Here is a 22,206-nt window from a genome sequence, read left to right on the forward strand (position 1 = left end):
TTTTTCTTTATAAAATTATACAGGCAGCCCTACAACTTTTTTAAAATAAAAAAGTTTTTTTACCCCAATTCAAATAGTGCCCATGGTTCAATATGATGCTCTAAAATCTCCTCCATAAAAAAAGTCCTTTTAGCGTATGCCAAAAGGACTTTTAAAATATTTCCATCACCGGGGATTTATTCCACCGTTACAGATTTTGCCAGGTTTCTTGGCTGATCTACATTTTTACCAAGCATAACCGCTATGTGATAAGACAGTAATTGCAATGGAATTGTGGTTAATAACGGAGTTAATGACTCGATTGTTTCTGGAACTTCAATAACATAATCTGCCAGCTCCTTAACCGCTTCATCCCCTTCGGTTACTATTCCAATGATCTTTCCGCTTCTGGATTTTATTTCCTGAATATTGCTCACCACCTTGTCATAATGACCTTTATTGGTAGCAATTACCACCACCGGCATTTGCTCATCAATAAGGGCAATAGGCCCATGCTTCATTTCAGCAGCAGGATAACCTTCCGCATGTATATAGGAAATTTCCTTTAATTTAAGGGCACCTTCCAGCGCTACAGGGAAATTATATCCTCTTCCTAAATAAAGACAGTTTGGAGCATCTTTATAAGTGAAGGCAATCTCTTTAACCTGCTCATTCTTCTCCAATACCTGGGAGATCTTTGCAGGGATCCTTTCAAGTTCCTGTAAATGGAACCTGAATTCAGAATCTGAAATAGTTCCTTTATACTTGGCCAGTTTTAAAGCTATAAGCGTAAGAACTGTAATTTGGGTTGTAAAAGCTTTGGTAGAAGCTACCCCAATTTCAGGGCCAGCGTGCGTATAAGCACCGGCATGTGTTTCACGGGAGATCGAGGACCCCACCACATTACATACTCCAAATACAAATGCACCTTTTTCCTTGGCAAGTTTTATTGCAGCCATAGTATCGGCCGTTTCCCCACTTTGAGAAATGGCTATCACCACGTCATTTTCATAGATTACAGGATTTCTGTATCTGAATTCGGATGCGTATTCAACCTCAACAGGTATTCTCGCAAGATCTTCAAATATATACTCTGAAACCAAACCGGCATGCCAGGAGGTTCCGCAGGCAACAACTATAATTCTCTTGGCATTGGCCAGGCGCTCGATATTATCATCTACACCGGCCATTCTTATAATTCCTTCATTTGGAAGCATTCTTCCCCTGTAAGTATCCATGATAGCGCTTGGCTGCTCATAGATCTCCTTCATCATGAAATGGTCATAACCACCTTTTTCAATTTGCTCCAGGTTTAGTTTTAATTCCTGAACATAAGGATCTACCAGGGAATCATCCTGGATCTTTCTTACTTTGATCGCTTTTCCTAAACGCACCACTGCCATCTCACCATCTTCCAGGTAGATCGCATTGCTTGTAAATTCTATAAACGGCGAAGCATCAGATGCAATGAAGAACTCATCTTCTCCAATTCCTATTGCAAGAGGGCTTCCCAGTCTTGCAACTACAAGTTCATTAGGCTTTCTCTTATCAAAAACCGTGATAGCATAAGCCCCAACTGTTTGGTTCAGGGCTATTTGAACTGCTTTTCCCAGCTTCACCTTCTCATTGATCATTACATCTTCAATAAGATTTACAAGGACTTCTGTATCTGTATCAGACAAAAAGTTGTATCCCCTTTTTTGTAATTCTTTTTTAAGTGTGGCGTAATTCTCAATGATCCCGTTGTGAATTATTGCAAGATTTCCCGAATTTGAATAATGCGGGTGTGAATTCACATCATTTGGCACCCCATGGGTTGCCCAACGCGTATGGCCTATACCTACATTCCCTTTTGTAGAAGTTGTTTCATCAAACTTCTTTTTAAGGTCGGCCACCTTTCCTTTGGTTTTGCAAAGGTTAAGGTTTTCTCCATCATACAATGCAATACCGGCACTATCGTACCCACGGTACTCCAATCGCTGGAGACCTTTTAAAACTATGGGATATGCTTCCCTTTTACCAATGTAACCTACTATTCCGCACATATCTTAATTGTTCGTCTCTGTATAAAAAATATTAAATTTCAATCTTTTGTCTGCATTGGGAGACAAGTTTCCATGCAGTACAGTTCCTTTTGGCGATATAACCGAGGCAGTTGGCACTCTGTCAATCCCATCTACAGGCTGCCGTAGGGCAGCATAATTTATTACCTTTATATTTTGTGTAACCACAAGGCCCAATTTCACATTTTCGGTATCCTGATTCAGGATACGTCGTACATGTTCTGTTATTCTTACTTTATAAAAAATTCCATTTCCATCCTCATCTCTCACCAGCAATGGAGAATGACTTCTCACTGCAAGATTTGGATTTTCAGATGCAGCACTTGGATCGGCCCCGTAATCTGCAAGTAATTGATTGGTTGCAAGATTATATAGCAGCACTCTTGAAGGTTCAGCTACTCCTCCGGGCACCCGTTCCTGGTTCACATAAAATGTTAGATTTGCTTCATTTACCAGCCAGTTTTTAGACCTTAATTCGGCCAATTCTGCTTCATCCTCAAATAACTCTATTACAGCCATGCTGCCTTCACCGCCTCTTAAAAATAAATTAGCAGCTCCGGGGGCATCACTTGAAGCAGCAATTTCCTGGGTTATTGAAGCAGGAAACGGCATAGTAAAAGTATTTACATTATTGTTTCCAAAATTGATCCTGAATGTACCAGGTGTTTCAACTTCCTCTCCATCTTCTTCTTCAATATTTGTAAAATACAGCACGATCCCCGCAGCAGAATCATTGAAGTTGAGAGTCATTAGTGAGCCATCACCGTTTACCGGTTCAGCTTTAAAATAAAGACCTCTCAAAAAATTTCTGAAATTATTAGTATTCGACAATTCTGTAGAACCCGCTTTGTCAAGAATGTTCGTTTGGAAGAACTCTTTGGACAGGTTAATTCTCATACGGGGAGAAACCCTTGTAGTATCCAATTCCCCGGTTTCATTTCTTTGAAGATAAACAACTTCTCTGGGAGATGGGATGAAGGCCTGGTTCACATATATGGGATCACCAATAAGATTGCTTTCAAACAATGGGCCCTGATTTGAATAATAACGTTGACGGGATTCAAAATTGGCTTCAGGATCAAAGTCATTCAAAAAATATCCCGAACGGGTTATAGACAGTTTAAAGGGAGAATTTCCATAAATTGAATCCAGTTTATAAACTGCATTTCCCTGGGCATCATTTTCCTGTTTTGTACTGAAGTAAGGCAATGTCAAAACCACGCTGTCCAACCTGGGTTCATTTCCGAAACTTGGATTGTTGGCCGAAAGTGAAAGTTGTGCAAGTACATTGGCCTGTTGCTGGCCATATACCGGCTCATTATATACCCCCAGTAATTGCACCGGCAAATTATTGGTTTGAACGGGGCTTAATTTCTTATTATAAGCTACAACCCCGGCTTCATATTTTGGAAAGGCATTAAGCTGGCCACCTACAAGTTCACCACCTATAGTGTTGAAATCATCATCACAACCGGTAAACACTAAAACCATTAAGGCAACTGCCGGAAGGTAGCGGAATCTTTTCAATAAAATCATTCAGTTATAATTTCTTAATGTGATAAAACTTGGGAGTTGTAAAATTCCTGATAAGCAGATGAAAAATCCTCAGGACTTTTGTAATCTAAAACCGGCTTTTCCAGTTTTTTAAGGTATTTATTCAATTCTTCCGGGATGTTGTCTCCGGCAATGATCACAGCATCAGAATTGTCTACCGCTGTTTTCATTATATTCACGTAATTAGGAGTTTTTAAATGTTTTACATCTGAATTCTCCAACCCGTCAAAAAGCACTTTTTTATACATATCCTTATTTAACGTCTCGTCAAAACTTTGATTGTATATTGAGGTAACTATTCTTGAAGTGGCAAATAAAGGTTCTTTCCCGTAATAGTTTCTAAGATATAATGGTAAAAGGGAAGACAACCATCCATGGACGTGAATAATATCTGGCGCCCAGTTAAGTTTTTTTACAGTTTCAATAACCCCTTTTGCAAAGAAGATAGCTCTCTCATCATTGTCAGGGAACAATGTCCCCTCCTCATCTGTCAACGTAGCTTTTCTTTTAAAATAATCTTCATTATCTATAAAATAAACCTGCATTCTCTCTTTTGGAATAGAGGCTACTTTAATTATAAGAGGCATATCCAGGTCATCAATTACCAGATTCATTCCGGAAAGACGTATCACTTCGTGTAACTGGTGCCTTCTTTCATTGATGTTCCCGTAACGGGGCATAAAGATCCGGATTTGTCCCCCCAGGCCGTTTACCATTCTGGCGGCTTCAAAAGACATAGATGATATATCGGTTTCGGGCAGGTAAGGAATAACTTCAGATGATACGTACAATATCCTCTTATCTTTCATATATATTTTAGCTTTTGCGAATAAAAAACATGCAAAATTACAAAAATTTATGCAGTTTGCCAGTAATATCTTAAGTTTGCACGCTGTTAATTTTATAATAAAATGCAGATTTATAGAGAGAAAGCCGCACTGCAGGGTGCAATTTCAGGGTTAAAACAGGAAAAAAAATCTATAGGCTTTGTCCCCACCATGGGAGCTTTGCACATAGGCCATCTTTCTCTTGTAAAACAGGCTGCAAGCCTTTGTGATGTTGTGGTGGTGAGCATTTTCATTAACCCTACCCAGTTTGATAATCCCAACGACCTGCGTGATTACCCTCGTACCCTGGAGAATGATGTCTCCCTCCTTGAAGAACTAAATCTAAATATACTTGTTTTTGCCCCCAACGCCCAGGAATTATATGGGGAAAAGATCGAGGCCGAACATTTTCTATTTGACGGCCTTGAACACGAAATGGAAGGGAAATTTCGCGCCGGGCATTTTAATGGGGTTGGTACCGTAGTGAAAAAATTATTTGAAATAGTAAAGCCGGACAAAGCTTTCTTTGGAGAAAAAGATTACCAGCAATTGCAGATAATTAAAAAACTGACCCAAAAACACTCGCTTCCAATAGAGATTATTGGTTGTCCTATAGACCGGGAAGTAAATGGCCTTGCAAGGAGTTCAAGAAATGAACGACTTAGCAGCGAAGTTCGCGAGGAAGCGTCTTTTATCTATAATACGTTATTACAGGTGCAGGTAAAATTTGGCACAGAAAGTGCAAAATCTATAAACGTCTGGGTTAAGGATCAATTTGAAGGACACCCGGTTCTAAAACTGGAATACTTTGAGATAGCAAATATAGACACCCTTAAAACAATAGAAACTAAAGAAGAAAATGCTCATTACCGGGCATTTATTGCCGCTTTTGCGGGAGAAGTTAGGCTCATTGACAATATAGCCTTAAATTATTAAATTTAAAGTATGCAGATTCACGTTGTAAAATCCAAAATTCACAGGGTTAAATGTACAGGAGCCGATCTTAATTATATTGGCAGCATAACCATAGATGAAGATCTTATGGATGCCGCAAATATAATTGAAGGCGAAAAGGTGCAGATTGTTAATAATAATAATGGGGAAAGACTTGAAACCTATGCCATACCCGGCCCAAGAAATTCGGGAGAGATTACCCTGAACGGTGCTGCTGCAAGAAGGGTGGCAAAGGGAGATGTGTTGATCCTTATCACCTATGCTATTATGGATATAGAAGAAGCCAAAGCCTTTAAACCTTCCCTGGTATTTCCCAATGAAGAAAATAATCTCCTCAATTAATTCTTGAAAAGATCAACAAAACAAGCCCTTAAGGTCATACTCCCACTTTTGCTGGGAGTTTTTTTAATTTGGTACTCCCTGAAAAGTGCTACCCCGTTGGAAAGGGAACAGTTAATGGAAAATATTGCCGCCGCGAATCCCGGGTGGATCTTTCTCTCCCTGTTATTTGGTTTACTGGCGCATCTTTCCCGCGCATATCGCTGGAAATTCCTGCTGGCTCCCATGGGATACAAACCCAGATTTTTAAACAGTTTTATGGCAGTTATGGTTGGATACCTTGCCAATTTTGGAATTCCCCGCTCCGGTGAAGTGCTAAGGGCGGTAACAATTTCCAGCTATGAAGATATTCCTTTCGAAAAAGCCTTTGGAACCATCATTTCTGAAAGAATCGCCGATTTCCTCATGCTGTTGCTTGTAATTGGGTTTGCCTTTCTGCTCCAAACAGAATATTTGGTTACCTATTTTGAAGAAAATGAAATCAATCCATTGCTTACCGTAGCAATATTATTTGGATTGCTGGCCATTGGGATAGTGATCCTGAAGCAAATAAAAAGGTCAAAACATGGCTTTTTTGTAAAGATCAGGAAGTTTGCCAAAGGCCTTTTGGAAGGGATGAGAAGTATTTTAAAAATGAAAAACAAAGGGGCTTTCATCTTTCACACCTTCTTCATTTGGATAATGTATATCCTCATGTTCTACATCCTCATTTTTACGGTTCCGGAAACGGCAGGTATGTCTTTTGGCGTGGTTATGGTAGCTTTTGTTGTGGGTTCTTTCGCAATTTCGGCCACCAATGGCGGGATAGGAGTTTACCCAATTGCCATTGGAGCCAGTTTATTACTTTTTAATATAAGCAAGCAAGGAGGCGAAGCATTTGGATGGATCACCTGGGGGACCCAAACTCTTTTGGTGATTGTGATAGGCGGATTATCCTTTCTTTTTCTTCCCGTTTTCAACGGTAAGAAATAATAACTATCTTGTGTTCACCATTTTAAAACTTAACCTATGATAAAAAAATTACTTTTCTTAGTTGTTTTGGCAGCTCCATACATTACCTCTGCCCAAACAATTTACCAAACCCTTAAGTCTTCCAAACTGGGAGAAAGCCGGGAGCTAAAGATACAGCTGCCGCGCAATTATGAACAAAATAAAGAGAAAACCTATCCGGTTTTAATTGTTTTGGATGCAGATTATCTTTTTGAACCTGTAGCCGGAAATGTAGATTATTACTCGTACTGGGAGGATATCCCAGAACTTATTGTAGTTGGCGTTAATCAATTAACCTCCAGAGATAATGATGCTGCTTATGATGAACAAACTTTTTTACCTACGGGAAAAGGAGCTGCATTTTTTGAATTTCTGGGAATGGAATTGATGAAATATATTGATGACACCTATAGAACGGCTCCCTTCCGGGCTATTGTGGGACATGATTATACTGCAAATTTCATCAACTACTACCTTTTAAAAGAAAAGCCGCTGTTTCAGGGGTATATTAACCTTAGTCCCGATCTTGCTCCGGAAATGGCAGATAGAATTACCAGTTCGCTTACAAGGTCCACCAATCCTACCTGGTTTTATCTCGCAACCGCATCAGAGGATATTTCTTCCCTTAAGGAGCAAATTCTTAGTTTTGATGCAAAGATCAAAAGTATCGACAATAAAAACCTGCATTATACATTTGATAATTTTAATGAAGGCACCCATTACACTTTAGTGGGAAATGCGATTCCCAGGGCTATTGAGCAAATGTTTCAGGCATACAGGCCTATATCCATTCAGGATTACAACCGTACGTTGCTGCAAACATCTGTTTCCGGTCATGATTACCTGGTAGAAAAATATGCCAATATCAAATCCCTGTTTGGCGTTGATAAACAAATACGTATCAACGATTTTATGGCGGTTTATAATGCGATGGAAAAAACCCGAAATTGGGAAGAAATAAATAAACTTTCAAAACTCGCAGCCAAACATTATCCAAAAACCATGTTGGCCACTTTTTTTGAGGCGAGGTATGAAGAGGAAACCGGAAATCCAAAAAGAGCCATGAAGAGTTATCAGAAAGCTTATGGGCAGGAGCCAATTGGTTTTATAACTATTGATTTCATGCTTGATAAGGCCGAAAGTATTAAGCAGGACTTCGGATACTAATTATATAAACTGCTTCAGAATTTTTATGGCCAAGACCAAAACTACTTTTTATTGTCAAAATTGCGGGGCACAACATTCTAAATGGCAGGGACAGTGCAGCTCCTGTAAGGAATGGAACACCCTTGTAGAGGAAATAGTCCAGAAACCCGACCAAAAAGACTGGAAACCAAAGGAAACCAGGGAAGTGAAACGCACCCCGGTGCCCTTAAGAATTACAGAAATTGAGGTGGGAAATGAGCCAAGGCTCACTACAAATAATACAGAGTTGGACCGGGTCCTGGGTGGGGGCCTGGTACCGGGCTCACTTACGCTACTTGGAGGAGAGCCCGGGATAGGTAAGAGTACCCTGTTACTCCAGATCTCCCTGCACCTTTCTCAAAAAACCCTGTACGTCTCTGGTGAGGAAAGCCAGCAACAAATTAAAATGCGGGCAGAACGTATTAATCCCAATCCCGCCAACTGTTTCATTTTAACTGAAACAAAGACACAGAATATCTTCAGGCAAATTGAAAGCCTGCAGCCTGAAATAGTTATTATAGATTCCATCCAAACCCTGCATACAGACTATATCGAGAGCTCTCCCGGAAGCATCTCTCAAATACGGGAATGTACAGCAGAGCTTATTAAATATGCAAAGGAAACCGGTGTGCCGGTAATTCTTATTGGGCATATTACCAAAGAAGGCAGTATCGCAGGACCAAAAGTTCTGGAGCATATGGTGGACACTGTTTTGCAGTTTGAAGGAGACCGGAACCATGTATACAGGATACTGAGGGCACATAAGAACCGGTTTGGGTCTACACAGGAACTTGGAATTTACGAAATGCAGGGAAGCGGCCTAAGGGAAGTCTCAAATCCTTCAGAAATTTTGATCTCCAAAAATGATGAAGGCCTTAGTGGTACGGCCATAGCTTCTACTCTTGAAGGTATGCGCCCGTTAATGATTGAGATTCAGGCTTTGGTAAGTTCGGCTGTATATGGCACTCCCCAACGCTCTACCACGGGGTATAATGCCAAACGGCTAAACATGCTGCTCGCGGTTCTCGAAAAACGGGCCGGGTTCAGGCTGGGAGCCAAAGATGTTTTTCTCAATGTAACGGGAGGTATCTCGGTTGATGATCCTGCAATAGATCTCGCGGTTATCGCGGCTATTTTATCTTCCAATGAAGATATTTATATTGAAAAGGACATTTGCTTTGCTGCAGAGGTTGGCCTTGCGGGAGAAATAAGGCCGGTGACACGCGCAGAACAACGCATTTTGGAGGCCGAAAAACTCGGATTTGCAACTATTATGGTTTCAAAACAAACCAAATTACCAAAGACCCATTATGCTATTCGAATTCAAAAGGTAGCGAGAATAGAGGACGTGGTGACCTATTTATTTGGCTAAGTATGGCATAATTACTGCATATTCAATGCGCCAAAAGAAATGAGAATGCAACGATGGAAATTAATTATTATCCCGGTCCTGTTACTGTTTTTTATAAGCTGCTCCCAGCTTAATAAAGCGACAGACCTTATTACCAACCCCACTGCAAAGGAACGTTATAAGCGGGATCTTAAAATTTCAGATGAACTCTTCCTTCTCTGGGAGAATCAGGGCACATTGGCCTTACAGGATAGTGTAAAAATAAAAACCCCCTATTTTCAGGAAGGACATTTCAAGCCTAAAACTTTCCCCGTGTTGTCTTATGATATGGAATTGAAAGCGGGAGAAAAGCTGGATATTAGGGTGGATGCCGACAGCACTTTTAACCTTGTATTTATTGACCTTTTATTACGGGAGAACGACTCGCTTCGCACTTTTAAAAAGGTGGCAACTTCCAATTTTGATCGTAAAAATCTTTCAGAAGAAATTGAAGAATCTGGCACCTATAAAGTTGTGATTCAACCTGAGATAAATGCATTTACAACTTTCAGCATTAAAATTGAAACAACACCTGTATATGAATTTCCCGTGGCAGGTGCAGGAAACAAAAATATTCAAAGCTTTTGGGGAGCAAACCGTGATGCGGGAAGAAGATCTCACGAGGGAATAGACATCTTTGCCGCCAGGGGAACCCCTGTTATCGCGGTAACCGATGGCCAGATCTCTTCCTCGGGTGAAAGAGGCCTTGGCGGGAAACAAGTTTGGATAAGGGACCGTAAGCGTAACCAATCGCTTTACTATGCCCATTTAGACAGTATTATGCCTTTAGCCAATAATCGGGTAAAAACCGGGGATACCATAGGATTTGTGGGAAATACCGGAAATGCCAGATCTACACCACCACATCTTCATTTCGGACTTTATAAAGGATACAGGGGTGCTATTGACCCACTCCCGCATGTATTCCAGATAGCTAAAGCCGAATTTAAACCTACTGCATCTTTGCCGGATAATTTAAATTTTGTTACCAGGACGGTTGCTAATTTAAGAGACCTTCCGGCTACCAAGGGCTCCGGAATTATTGCCAACCTACAGCCCAATGATACCCTGGTCATGTTGGGCAAGGCCAACGACTGGTACCATATTCGCACTTTTAACCAACAGGCGGGATTTATCCATGAAAGCCTGATAGCTCCGCTATAAATTCAGTTTAAGGTGCGGGATTGGGAATTGCCTCATGTACGGCATCGATTTCCTGAAGTACCTCTTCTGAAAGTTCAAGCTTAATACTTTCAATATTTTCTTCCAGTTGCTCAAGTGAAGTAGCGCCAATTATTGTGCTGCTCACAAAAGGCTGTTGCTCTAAAAAGGCCAGTGCCATTTGCCCGGCTTTCAAACTATGCTTTTCTGCAATACTGCAATATCTTTTTGTAGCTTCGAGAGCCTGTGCATTGGAATATCTTGAATACTGCGGAAAAAGGGTGAGCCTTGCATTTTCTGGCATCTTATTTAAATACTTACCGGTAAGTGTTCCCATTCCCAGGGGCGAATATGGTAGTAAACCAATATTTTCACGGTGATAGATCTCTGTAAGACCTATTTCATCTTTCCGGTTTAAGAGGTTGTATGGATTCTGGACCGTTATGATCCTAGGCGATCCCTTTCGGGCTTCTTCCAAACAACGCATCACTCCATAGGGCGATTCATTAGAAAGACCTATGTGCCTAACCTTACCCGATTTAATTACCTCATCCAGGTAATTCAATATTTCACTGAAATTGTCCTGCCATTCCTCATCTTCGTCAACTTTATAACCCCTTTTACCAAAATAATTCGAGTTGCGCTCCGGCCAGTGTAGTTGGTAAAGGTCCAGGTAATCTGTATTCAGCCGTTGAAGACTTAATTCCAAAGCCTCGTCAATTGCAGCTTTGCTAAAGCCCAGATTGGGTCTTATATGAGCCATGGCCCTTCCCGGCCCTGCAATTTTGGATGCCAGGATTATTTTATCCCTGTTTCCGGATTTTTGTAACCAGGTACCAATGATCTTTTCTGTATTTCCCTGGGTCTCTTTTCTGGCGGGAACTGGATACATCTCTGCAGTATCAATAAAATTGATGCCTTTTTCAAGAGCCATGTCCAATTGCTGATGCCCCTCTGCCTCAGTGTTTTGTTGCCCCCAGGTCATTGTTCCAAGGCAGAGCTTACTTACCCGAATATCTGTATTGGGAAGAGTGGTATATTTCATTAGATCTATGCTTTTTAGTTCCGCTTAATAAAGCGGTTTAATTATAAAAAAGAAACTCCCGCAGAGGTTTCCGCAGGGAAAATTTCTTGTTGTTTAAATGACTTTGGGATATTTTAAAAATTATTCCATTTCATTCAGTAACTGGTTTATTTCATCCAGTTTAGGAGTGAGAATAACTTCAATGCGGCGGTTCTTTGCTTTGCCTTCAGCGGTCTGATTACTTGCTATAGGTGCATATTCTCCCCTTCCGGCGGCGGTGAGGTTTGATGCATCTATGCCCGAGTTTTCTCTTAAGATCTGGACAATTGAAGTGGCCCTTTTTGTAGAAAGGTCCCAGTTGTCTGTTAACTGGCCTGTTCCGCCGTAAGGCACATTATCTGTATGCCCCTCAATAAGTACAGCGATATCGGGATTTTGGGCGAGCACCTGGCCCAGTTGCTGCACGGCCTTTCTACCTTCTGTATTTACCGCCCAGCTTCCAGAACTAAATAATAATTTATTTTCCATGGATACATAAACTTTCCCGTCGCGTTGTTCAACGGTAAGGCCTTTGCCTTCAAAATTGGTAAGTGCATTGGAAACCGCAGTTTTCAAGGCATTCATCTTGGCATCTTTGGCCGCTATCAATCCTTCAAGTTCGTCTACTCTTTGAGAGCGTGCTGCAAGGTCACGCTGAAGTTTCTCCAATCTGGCCTGTTCTGTTGCCAGCGCCTTTCCTTTTTCTTCCAACTCTGCCAGAAGCTCGCGGTTTTGCCTGGAATTCTCAGCTATTGCACTGGAGCTATTGGCTTCCAATGCATCATAAGATCTGGTAAGGCTTTCCAGATTTTCGCGGGTTGTTTGCAGCTCACTGTTTAACCTGTCCCTTTCGGCTTTAATTTTATCATATTCCTCTCTCAGAGAAGTAAGATCTTTTTCACTTTTGTTGCGGGTTTCCCTTAATTCATTTGATAATTTCTGATTCCGGGTTTCCAGTGAATCATATTCGGCCTGCAGCTCTTTGTGTACTTTGGAGGATACACAGGAAGAAAACATGCTTACCGCTAATAATGCAACAACAATAGATCTAAATGCCATAATGGGTTTATTAAGTTAATTTTTAATGTTCAATTTCAAGCAATACAGGACAATGGTCACTGTGGTAGGCCTCGGGCAGGATTACAGCCCTTTTCAATTTGTCTTTAAGAGATTCTGAAACCAGGTTATAATCTATTCTCCAGCCTTTATTATTACCCCGCGCACCTGCACGGTAGCTCCACCATGAGTAGTGGTCTCCTTCCTCATTAAAATGCCTGAAGGAATCTATGAAGCCGCTTTTCATAAAACCGTCTATCCATTCCCTTTCCACAGGTAAAAACCCTGAAGTGTTCTTTAATCTTACGGGATCGTGAATGTCTATTGCCTGATGACAGATGTTATAATCTCCGCATATGATAAGGTGAGGTATCTGTTCTTTAAGACGGTCTATATATTGCTGAAAATCGGCCATATACTGCAGTTTGTGCTCCAGCCGGTTAATATTCGTTCCAGAGGGGAGGTAAAGACTCATGACCGAGAAACCGTCAAAATCTGCCCGGAGGTTTCTCCCTTCAAAATCCATGTAGTCTATTCCTGTACCGTATTCCACATTTAAAGGTTCATGCTTGCTAAGGATCGCTACCCCACTATAACCTTTTTTGCCGGCTGGGTACCAGTAATGATGTTTATAGCCCGCCTCTTCAAAAATGGACGTATCAAATTGTTCCGGAGTGGCTTTTATTTCCTGCAGGCAAAGAATATCAGGATCGGCAAAGGACAGCCATTCCAAAAATCCCTTTCGTAAGGCTGCTCTTATCCCGTTAACATTATAAGAAATGATTCTCATTGGGGAATATAATTTTTTCAAAAATAAGCATTCCGAAGAGGTTTCTAAACCATTTATGCCTATTTCTGCGGAAGAAAATGAATCCCGTGAAAAATTTTATTTTACCAGGAAGCGTTTGACTTTCCCCACATCCCGAGTTCCTATTCTCAACAAATAAACCCCGGTTGCGGCGTAGGACATATCAAATTCATAAAGATATCCCTGCCCATTACTCTCCACCTGGTTCTCGAGCATTTTCTGGCCCAGAATATTGTGAATTGTAATTCTAAGTGGTTGGTCAAAGGTGGTCTCCAGGAAAACCCGGAATATTCCATTTCCCTGTTCTGCTATTTCCAGCACAGCCTCATTAAGCAGGAAATCGTCGAGTTTTAAGGTACTGTCAATTATTCTTACTGAATAATCATGGGTAGTCCCATAATCCATCACACTGCAGGGGTCATTAAGGTCACCCTCAAAAGAGACATCTCCTGCTCTTACCCTCATCAAATGCTGGCCCAGAGCTGCATTGGCAGGGAGTGTGAATTCATAGCTGTGCCAGGTGTTGGGAGATGGGATCACCTCACTGGATATAAATCGTTCTGCATCATCAAAAACCCCGTTATCATTAAGGTCTATCCATAATGAGAATTGCTCATTTTGCGGGGAATCAAACAAAGTTTTAACCCTCACTGTAAAGGTGCGTTTGGACCTGTCAAGATCTGTAGAAAAGCCTATATAATCTGCATAGCCATCAACACAGGGAATTCTTTCATTTAGAATATCTTCCAATTCAAAGGAATGGATCCCGTCCCCAAAACTGGCACAGTCTGATCCTACCGGGATACAATTCAGGTTGGCGACAGATTTGGTATGGCTGTCGTTGGTTGTATCCTGATCTCCCTGTAAATTTGTTTCAGCATAAATTAAGAATCGTCCATAGGCCGAAAGATTTGCCTTTTGAGAAAACGTATAAACCGCATTCTCACCCACGGGAATTGTTCCGGGAAAAACTTCTCTTACCCTTACATTATTCTCTATCCTGTATGCCACCGGAATGTTAGATTGGGGTTCTCCCCCAAAATTTTCTATGGTTATTGTAATATCTTCAGAAGAAGTGAGCTCCAAACCTGTATTGGGCGCATCAATAGAGGTGACCCCCACATCTTTGGGGAATAAGTTGGTAACGTTTGTAGTAAAAGTATCGTTCTCCGGAGCCTCATCACCCGGGAGAGCTGTAGATGCCGTGATCTCATATGTTTGACCTATCACCCCCAGATTAGCAGGAGTTGCAAAGGTGTAATCTACCGAGCTGGTGCCTTCCACAGATCCTGTAAATATTTCAGTAACCACGGGCCCACCGTCTAGAGAATAACTAACAGGTATATTTGTTTGGGTATTCACCCCAAAATTTCTGATGGTAACAGTTACCTGTTCAGAATTGGAAAGGGTGGCATCTGTAGGTTTCACAACGGCTATTATTCCAACATCGTTGTTAAAATCTGGCGCAAGTTTAAAAACCCCTACCCTGTTTTTACGGTCCAGCCCCTCAAAATATTCACCATTATGCCAAAAGGTAACATGGTCAAAAGGATCAACCGTTAGATGGGCATAATCTCCATATCTGGAAGATGGGTTTGGGCTTAAACCTTCAACAATACTTGTTTCCACAACCGTCATTACCCCCAAAGGGTCATTGGCATACCTGCCTGTATAACGAATAGACGGAAAGATTGGGGTGGCCGGACTTTTATCAAGTACCGTAAATCCCAGTCCAATATTTCCTTCTTTATCCATTCCAATACTCCCGCTCCAGCGATCACTTTTATCGGGAGCATAGGTGCCTTCCTGAAATACATACCAGGAACCACCGGAGGAATCCTGACGCAGCTCATACCAGCGTATTCCTGCATGTTCTGCGGCAGTAGGATCTATATCTACCACAAAGTTCATTACGGCCGAGTTATAAGAAGGAAATCGCCTGTACTGGGTCATATACATCATCGTGGCCTGGAGTACATCCAAATCGGGAGCATTGCCGGGTTGTTCAAGATTTGAAAAGGCCCCGCCGTCAAAAGTTGCTATAAACGGGCTTACACCTTCTCCCGTCCCCAATTCCTGAAATTCAGCTATTGAAGAGGCCGGGGGTTACTCCAGTTCATATTTATGTTCCAGATCTTTAAATGATCTTCAGATATACCTGCCCAGGAATCATCCTGCATATAAATTATAGGGGAATTACCACGAGGCGGCAGGTCATCTCCCATCGCATGAAATCCTGCGGGGCTATAAAATCCATTGGTATTTATTCCTGGAAGTGGAAAACCAACAACCTGGGCAGTTTCTCCCACCAGCATTCGGTCTCTTTCGAAAACATACACTACCTGGCTGGTACTTGCGGTTCGGGAGTTTTTATTGGTTGTAACATAGTATCCATCACTCCAAACAGAAATTTTTGGATAATCTGGCAAAGCCCCGTTTGTATTAAAACGATATGTGTACCAACCATCATTTACCGGGTTTGGCCCCCTCGAAACTGCAACCAGAAAACTTTCCGGTGTATCGCTGAACTGAGTGATTAGAAACCTGTCGGCAAATTCATCGTAAAGAATAATGGGATCTCCCAGGGTTTCATTCGTAAATTCTCCGCCAATACTGGCGAGGGATGCAGGCGGCACCAGCTGATTTCCCGATTTATCAAAAATTGAAAATGCCGAGTTCCATCCATTGACATAATGAAACGGGCCGGCCGCACCTGTAGGATCTGTGGGTGTGGAACGGGAAACCGCAGCATCAAAAGATAAAATCGGGGATTTAACAGGGACTTTTCCGGGTTCTGCCTGACGGGTAGCGTCCATGGTTTTTGGCAGGCCCTTTCCGGGAACTACCTTATTTATTCCCCTGTTTCTGGGGTTAACAATCTTGAATTCTGTAGAAGGTGGAATCAATTTTCGCTTTGATAGCGCCTCCACCGGGACAGCCCTGGCAGAATCAATATAAACCGGACCGGAAGTTTCTCTTTTTTGAGCAATAGCCGGATTGGAGAAACACCAAAAAATAAAAAAGAAAACAAATAATGATCTGGTCATACCTAAAAAATGATACCTGATGGAATAGTCTTTAAAAATAGGCATTTAATAAAAATAAGCAGAGGCAATTAACGAATTAAATGCCTCTGCAAAATAGTTAAATAATTTATAAAATTTATGCTTTCAACCAGCTTTTAAAATCTATCTCCTGCTGTATCAGGGATTTTAGTTCAGTAATTTTAACCCTTTTTTGAAGCATGGAATCACGGTAACGTATTGTAACACTTCTGTCTTCCAGTGAATCGTGGTCTACCGTAATACACAATGGAGTACCTGCAGCATCCTGCCTGCGGTACCTTCTCCCTATCGCATCCTTTTCATCGTACTGCACCTGGAAATCCCATTTTAGTTCTTCAATTATCTCATTAGCCAGTTCCGGCAGGCCATCTTTTTTCACCAAAGGTAAAATAGCTGCCTTTGTTGGTGCCAGGATCGCAGGTAGTTTTAAAACTGTACGGCTGGAACCATCCTCAAGTGTTTCCTCCTTCAGGGATGAAGAAAGAACTGCCAGGAACATCCTGTCCAGTCCAATAGAAGTTTCTATAACGTAGGGAACATAATTTTCATTCATTTCCGGATCAAAGAATCTCAGTTTTCTACCTGAATGTTCTTCATGCGCCTTAAGGTCAAAATCTGTACGGGAATGAATACCCTCCAGTTCTTTAAAACCAAAAGGAAAATTAAATTCAATATCGGCTGCTGCATTAGCGTAATGGGCCAGTTTATCATGGTCATGAAAACGGTAGTTTTCTTCTCCCAGGTTCAGGGAGTAATGCCATTTTATACGCTCTTCTTTCCAGTGTTCATACCATTTTAATTCCTCTCCCGGTCGCACGAAAAATTGCATCTCCATTTGTTCAAACTCCCGCATCCTGAAAATAAACTGCCTTGCAACTATCTCGTTCCTAAAAGCCTTTCCTGTTTGAGCGATTCCGAAAGGAATTTTCATTCGCCCGCTCTTTTGGACATTAGAGAAATTCACGAAAATTCCCTGGGCAGTTTCCGGCCTAAGGTAAAGATCTGATGAAGTCTCGGCCGAGGCACCCATTTTTGTTCCGAACATCAAATTAAATTGTCTTACCTCTGTCCAGTTTTTGGAACCGGTCTCAGGATCTGCAATTTCAAGTTCTTCAATTAAAGCCTTAACATCTTTAAGATCCTCACGGGTAAGGGAATCTCCCAAACGCTTCAGGATATCCCTGCGTTCATTCAAATATCTTACTACCCTGTCATTTGTGGCTACAAACTGCTCTTCATCAAAAGCATCTCCAAAACGTTTTTTTGCCTTGTCGATTTCCTTTTGCGCTTTCTGCAATATTTTTTCAGCATGATCTTCTACCAGTACATCTGCACGGTAACGCTTTTTAGAATCTTTATTATCAATTAAGGGATCATTAAAAGCATCTACGTGACCAGAAGCTTTCCAGGTTTTTGGATGCATAAGGATCGCCGCATCCAGCCCAACAATGTTTTGATGCAATTGCACCATGCTCTTCCACCAGTACTCCCTGATATTTTTCTTAAGTTCAACACCATTTTGACCGTAGTCATAAACCGCGCTAAGCCCATCATAAATTTCACTTGATGCGAAAATATACCCATACTCTTTGGCATGGGATATCACATTTTTAAATAGATCTTCTTGTTTTGCCATAGCGCAAAAATAAAAAAACCGCCTTGATAAAGGTCAAGGCGGTTCCGTATTTTTCTTAAATTAAATTATCTTAATGCGAAAGAGCTGGTTCCTATTAATTGGTTCCCTGCATAAACATATACTTTATAAGTTCCTTCCATTAATTTCTCTCTGTCTGTATTTGAAAGAATACATACATCCAGTTCTTCATTTTCATAGAATATCTTGGAAGCTGCACTGTAAACCATTACCCCACCATCGTGTTGTACCGCAAGTTGGTCTCCCACCAGTTCGTTTTCGGGATTGTACACCTGTACAAACATTTCCTTTTCACCAGCCTGGGACAGAGCATTCTCTGTAATTGTAAAACAAGTACGAATCTGGTCAATTCTACGGGTCCTGTTATTGGTAACAAGTTTACCATTGTTACGCACTATAACCCCTTCCCCTTTAAGACCTGTAACCTTTAATTGAGCAGCACGGTCTACCTTGGTAGAAAGGCTTTGGTTGGTAACCTGTAAGGAATCGCTCATCCTGGTTCTTTGTGCAAGGACCATATTAGTACTATCTATTGTTGTAGCAAGTAAACGGTTTTGATTGCTTAAACTATCTACCACCCGGAACAACCTGTCCTTTTCACTCTTAAGGGCACCAATTTCCCTGCGATACCTGGAAATAAGCACGAGGTTGGCTTCGGAATCTTTTACCGAATCAAGCAATACAGCTATTCTCTGGCGGGCATCCACAAGATCCTGATCCATAACCTCATTAGTTGCAATTGCTTCATCATATTTTACAATAAGATCATTCAGCTCATCCTCAATAACTGCTTTTTCCTTTTGTAAAATAGCTTTGTTTTCCTTTTCCTCATTATAGAATTTAACAGTATATATTCCAAGGGCTATTAAAGCCACGGCTAATATGCCCGTAAGAATTTTTAAAGCGGTATTACTTTTGGTTTCGGTCATCATATATGTTAATTTAGTTTGTAAATTTAGAAGTTTAGTGGTGTAAGTTACAATTCATTAACAAATGTTTCACGATTTTCTTAATTTATTTTACCCTGAAGTATGCCAGATATGTGATAATATCCTGGTAAAAAATGAAACCGTAATTTGTATTAATTGCCTGCACGAACTACCTGTTACTAATTTCCACTTTGATAACGAAAACCCAGTAATAAAAGTATTTTACGGCAGGGTGAAAGTAGAAAATGCTACTGCACTTCTTTTATTTCAAAAGAAAGGAGCAGTACAAAAGCTCATACATAACCTGAAATATAAAGGCCAACAAAAAATTGGGAATTTTCTGGGAAAATGGATGGGCGAGGAACTTTCCAAAGCTGATGGTTTTTCTAAAATTGATGCAGTTATTCCCGTTCCGCTTCATCCAAGAAAATTAAGATCCCGCGGATTTAACCAGGTTGAGAACTTTGGAAAAGAGATTGCCAGTGCTCTACAGGTACCATATCTTGACAATGTACTTTTAAAAAGGTCATTTTCCGGCTCACAAACCATTAAATCCCGGTTGGCCAGGTGGGGAAATATAGAAGAATCCTTTGTACTGGCTAATCCCGGGCTTATTCATAAAAAACATCTGCTACTTGTAGATGATCTTATAACTACGGGTTCAACCCTGGAAGCTTGTGCCACAGTTTTAAAAGAAGCAGGAGATGTAAAAATAAGTGTGGCAACCATGGCTTTTGCCAATTAACAAAAGAAAAATTAATTGTTTCTTTGTGGTTCAAATGTGGTTTTCATGAATAAAAGATTCCCCATCCTATTTCTTTTACTTTCAACCTTTTTCCTGGTGCAATGCGCCAAAAGAGGAAACCCCACCGGTGGTGATATTGACACTACCCCACCTAAATTTTTACGCGCTTCTCCTGAAAATTATTCCACTAATTTTAAAAGTAAGGAGATTCGCATCTATTTTGATGAATATATAAAACTGGACAAAGCCCAGGAACAAATCATTATTTCACCTCCCATGTCCCCAAGGCCTGAAATCACCCCTATGGGTGGGCCACAAAAATATATAAGAATAAGGATTACAGATACCCTGCAGGAAAATACTACCTATGTGGTAAATTTTGGAAGAAGTGTGGTAGATAACAATGAAGCAAATCCGCTACCCTTTTTTAAATACGTTTTTTCTACCGGTAGCTATATAGATTCCCTTACTGTAAAGGGAACCGTTCAGGACGCGCTGCTTAAAGAGGCAGAGCCCTTTATATCTGTTATGTTATTTGAGGTGAATGAAAATTTTTCAGATTCGCTGGTGTATAATGAACCCCCACGATATATTACCAATACGCTTGATAGCCTTCGCAGCTTTGAACTAACTAATTTAAAAGCCGGTACCTATCAACTGGTAGCAGTAAAAGACCTTAACAACGATTATAAATTTTCTCCGGCAAGGGAAAAGATCGCATTTTTAGACAGCCTTATTACGGTTCCCGCAGACACCTCGTACAATCTTGTTTTGTTCCGGGAGAATCTGGAATTCCGGCCTGAACGTCCAAAACAGCTGGCCGGCAATAAACTTTTAGTTGGATACCGCGGAACTGTGAAACCGGACAGTATAGCATTTGAGGCCCTTAGTGAAGTGCCTGCAGATTTTGATTACAGGCTCACCAAGGTCCAGAATAAGGATAGTATCCATTTCTGGATGCGACCTATCGTGAAAACAGACAGTTTGAAATTGAGGGTTACGACCCCCACCCGGGTAGATTCCTTAAAATTAAGGATCACAGAAATGAAGCCCGATACGTTGCAGGTTACAATGGAACCTTCAGGGTCCATAGAATTTACAAAAAATGTTATACTAAGAGCCAACACCCCCCTTGTGGAGAAAAATGATGAATTCATCTCAATTATGAACCGGGATTCGGTAGCCGTTGATTTTACTTCAGAAATAAGACCTTTTGAAAATGTGGTGGAACTCAATTTTACAAAAAATGAGAACCAATCTTACAAAATAACCGTGCTCCCGGGAGCTTTAAGGGATTTTTACGGAACAACCAATGATACGCTTACCCGGAGCCTGACCACAAGGGCATTTTCAGATTATGGAAATCTTAGCCTCAGTCTTCAGAATGTGAAGAGCTTCCCCGTAATTGTCCAGCTAACAGATGAAAAAGGGGTGGTTAAAGCTGAAAAATATTCTACCGGGCAAACCGGGTTACGCTTTGAGTTTATTACTCCCGGGAAGTATTTGATAAGGCTTATTTATGACCGCAATGAAAACCGGCAATGGGATACGGGTAATTATCTACGGGGCCTCAAACCCGAAGAGATTATCTATTTTCCCGAAGTACTGGATGTGCGGCCTAACTGGGATATTAATCAAGCCTTTATACTAAATTAAAGCGATCCCGGTCCTGTAAAAACTTTAGTTTATCGCGGGTCTCTTTAAGATGGGAACTTTCAAGGGCAACAATCTCCATAAATTCCCCTTGTCCTTCCGTAGAGAAGATACCCTTGCCCAAACTATCATAAACGGCGGAATGCCCATTATATTTATAGTCATTACCGTCATTTCCGGTTCGGTTTACTCCAACACAGTAAGACATATTTTCAATAGCGCGGGCCTGAAGTAAAATGTCCCAGGCATGGATCCTTGTTTCGGGCCAGTTTGCCACGTATATTAAAAGATCATAATCGCTCGTATTCCTGGCCCAAACCGGGAATCTGAGATCATAACATATTAGAGGGCATATTTTCCAGCCTTTATATTCTACAATAAGCCTTTCCCGGCCTGCTGTATAGGTTAAATCCTCCTTAGCAAGCGTAAAGGTGTGCCTTTTATCATAAGTTTTATAAGTTCCATCTGGGAAAACAAAGAACAAACGGTTATAAAAATTCCCATTTTCTTTAATAATAAGACTTCCGGTTACCGCTGCGTTTGTAGTTTGAGCAGTATGCTGCATCCATTTAAGTGAGGGGCCGTCCATACCTTCTGCCAATGCTTCGGCATTCATTGAAAACCCGGTGCTAAACATCTCAGGCAATACAATGAGATCTACTTCATCCCGGATTTCTGCAATTTTTTCTGAAAAATTTGCTCGGTTTTTCTCGGGATCTTCCCACGTGAGATCTGCTTGTATGATGGCGGTTTGTAAAATTTCCTGCATAAATATTTTTATCAATAATTAG

The 22,206-nt window shown here is 41.1% G+C and carries 19 protein-coding genes; 8 read left to right on the plus strand and 11 right to left on the minus strand.

The genetic code is table 11. From position 1 onward, the window contains the following. Positions 1-176: 176 nt before the first annotated feature. The 3 genes from glmS to FK178_RS11520 are packed head-to-tail and all read right to left on the minus strand — an operon-like array spanning position 177 to position 4,405. Positions 177-2,024 (minus strand): glutamine--fructose-6-phosphate transaminase (isomerizing), encoded by a 1,848-nt coding sequence (glmS, locus tag FK178_RS11510; RefSeq protein WP_146835159.1) that lies wholly within the window; start codon positions 2,022-2,024, stop codon positions 177-179. Between the two features lie 3 nt (positions 2,025-2,027). Then, positions 2,028-3,578, minus strand: a complete 1,551-nt coding sequence (locus tag FK178_RS11515) for a DUF4270 domain-containing protein (protein ID WP_146835163.1) — start codon at positions 3,576-3,578, stop codon at positions 2,028-2,030. A 14-nt stretch (positions 3,579-3,592) separates the two neighbouring features. Then, complete coding sequence (locus tag FK178_RS11520) at positions 3,593-4,405, minus strand: glycogen/starch synthase (RefSeq protein ID WP_146835166.1); 813 nt, start codon at positions 4,403-4,405, stop codon at positions 3,593-3,595. Between the two features lie 102 nt (positions 4,406-4,507). Between FK178_RS11520 and panC the strand changes: the two genes are divergently transcribed. From panC to FK178_RS11550, 6 genes are read left to right on the plus strand one after another with little or no spacing between them, the layout of a single operon-like run. After that, positions 4,508-5,359, plus strand: a complete 852-nt coding sequence (panC, locus tag FK178_RS11525) for a pantoate--beta-alanine ligase (RefSeq protein WP_146835169.1) — start codon at positions 4,508-4,510, stop codon at positions 5,357-5,359. Positions 5,360-5,368: 9 nt separating this feature from the next. Continuing rightward, positions 5,369-5,719, plus strand: coding sequence for an aspartate 1-decarboxylase (gene panD / locus FK178_RS11530; protein ID WP_146835172.1), 351 nt, complete (start codon positions 5,369-5,371; stop codon positions 5,717-5,719). A gap of 3 nt (positions 5,720-5,722) precedes the next feature. After that, positions 5,723-6,688, plus strand: coding sequence for a lysylphosphatidylglycerol synthase transmembrane domain-containing protein (locus FK178_RS11535; RefSeq protein ID WP_146835175.1), 966 nt, complete (start codon positions 5,723-5,725; stop codon positions 6,686-6,688). Between the two features lie 36 nt (positions 6,689-6,724). Further along, positions 6,725-7,873, plus strand: a complete 1,149-nt coding sequence (locus FK178_RS11540) for an alpha/beta hydrolase (protein ID WP_146835178.1) — start codon at positions 6,725-6,727, stop codon at positions 7,871-7,873. A gap of 25 nt (positions 7,874-7,898) precedes the next feature. Next, a complete protein-coding gene (gene radA / locus FK178_RS11545) occupies positions 7,899-9,263 on the plus strand; it encodes a DNA repair protein RadA (protein ID WP_146835181.1) in 1,365 nt (454 codons plus the stop codon). Positions 9,264-9,308: 45 nt separating this feature from the next. Further along, on the plus strand, positions 9,309-10,445 hold the full coding sequence (locus tag FK178_RS11550; RefSeq protein ID WP_146835184.1) for a M23 family metallopeptidase: 1,137 nt from the start codon (positions 9,309-9,311) through the stop codon (positions 10,443-10,445). A 7-nt stretch (positions 10,446-10,452) separates the two neighbouring features. On the opposite strand, the gene FK178_RS11555 is transcribed toward FK178_RS11550, so the two are convergent. From FK178_RS11555 to FK178_RS11580, 7 genes are all read right to left on the minus strand, one after another. Continuing rightward, positions 10,453-11,487, minus strand: coding sequence for an NADP(H)-dependent aldo-keto reductase (locus tag FK178_RS11555; protein ID WP_146835187.1), 1,035 nt, complete (start codon positions 11,485-11,487; stop codon positions 10,453-10,455). A 120-nt stretch (positions 11,488-11,607) separates the two neighbouring features. Then, positions 11,608-12,564: an OmpA/MotB family protein gene (locus tag FK178_RS11560; RefSeq protein WP_146835190.1), complete on the minus strand. Its 957-nt coding sequence runs from the start codon at positions 12,562-12,564 to the stop codon at positions 11,608-11,610. Between the two features lie 22 nt (positions 12,565-12,586). Further along, entirely contained in the window at positions 12,587-13,351 is a 765-nt protein-coding gene (locus FK178_RS11565) for an exodeoxyribonuclease III (protein WP_146835193.1), read from the minus strand. A 96-nt stretch (positions 13,352-13,447) separates the two neighbouring features. Next, on the minus strand, positions 13,448-15,442 hold the full coding sequence (locus FK178_RS11570; RefSeq protein ID WP_240793825.1) for a GEVED domain-containing protein: 1,995 nt from the start codon (positions 15,440-15,442) through the stop codon (positions 13,448-13,450). Positions 15,443-15,456: 14 nt separating this feature from the next. Next, a complete protein-coding gene (locus tag FK178_RS15660) occupies positions 15,457-16,416 on the minus strand; it encodes a hypothetical protein (protein WP_240793826.1) in 960 nt (319 codons plus the stop codon). A 115-nt stretch (positions 16,417-16,531) separates the two neighbouring features. Further along, positions 16,532-18,070, minus strand: a complete 1,539-nt coding sequence (locus FK178_RS11575; RefSeq protein WP_146835196.1) for a glycine--tRNA ligase — start codon at positions 18,068-18,070, stop codon at positions 16,532-16,534. Positions 18,071-18,135: 65 nt separating this feature from the next. Continuing rightward, positions 18,136-19,020, minus strand: a complete 885-nt coding sequence (locus FK178_RS11580) for a hypothetical protein (protein ID WP_240793827.1) — start codon at positions 19,018-19,020, stop codon at positions 18,136-18,138. A 61-nt stretch (positions 19,021-19,081) separates the two neighbouring features. Here FK178_RS11580 and FK178_RS11585 point away from each other — a divergent pair, with 61 nt between their 5' ends. Together FK178_RS11585 and FK178_RS11590 are read left to right on the plus strand one after the other, a co-directional pair. Beyond that, complete coding sequence (locus tag FK178_RS11585) at positions 19,082-19,762, plus strand: ComF family protein (RefSeq protein WP_146835199.1); 681 nt, start codon at positions 19,082-19,084, stop codon at positions 19,760-19,762. A gap of 45 nt (positions 19,763-19,807) precedes the next feature. Continuing rightward, positions 19,808-21,418 carry an Ig-like domain-containing protein gene (locus FK178_RS11590; RefSeq protein ID WP_146835201.1) on the plus strand — a complete coding sequence of 537 codons (1,611 nt, stop codon included), beginning with the start codon at positions 19,808-19,810 and terminating at the stop codon, positions 21,416-21,418. Here FK178_RS11590 and FK178_RS11595 read toward each other — a convergent pair. Continuing rightward, the gene (locus FK178_RS11595) at positions 21,405-22,184 is read right to left on the minus strand and encodes an amidohydrolase (RefSeq protein ID WP_146835204.1); all 780 of its coding nucleotides are present in this window, start codon (positions 22,182-22,184) and stop codon (positions 21,405-21,407) included. The two genes, FK178_RS11590 and FK178_RS11595, sit on opposite strands and share 14 nt — an antisense overlap. Positions 22,185-22,206 lie beyond the last annotated feature (22 nt).

This window comes from Antarcticibacterium arcticum (genome assembly GCF_007993795.1).
In the GTDB taxonomy this organism is placed as follows: Bacteria; Bacteroidota; Bacteroidia; order Flavobacteriales; family Flavobacteriaceae; genus Gillisia; species Gillisia arctica.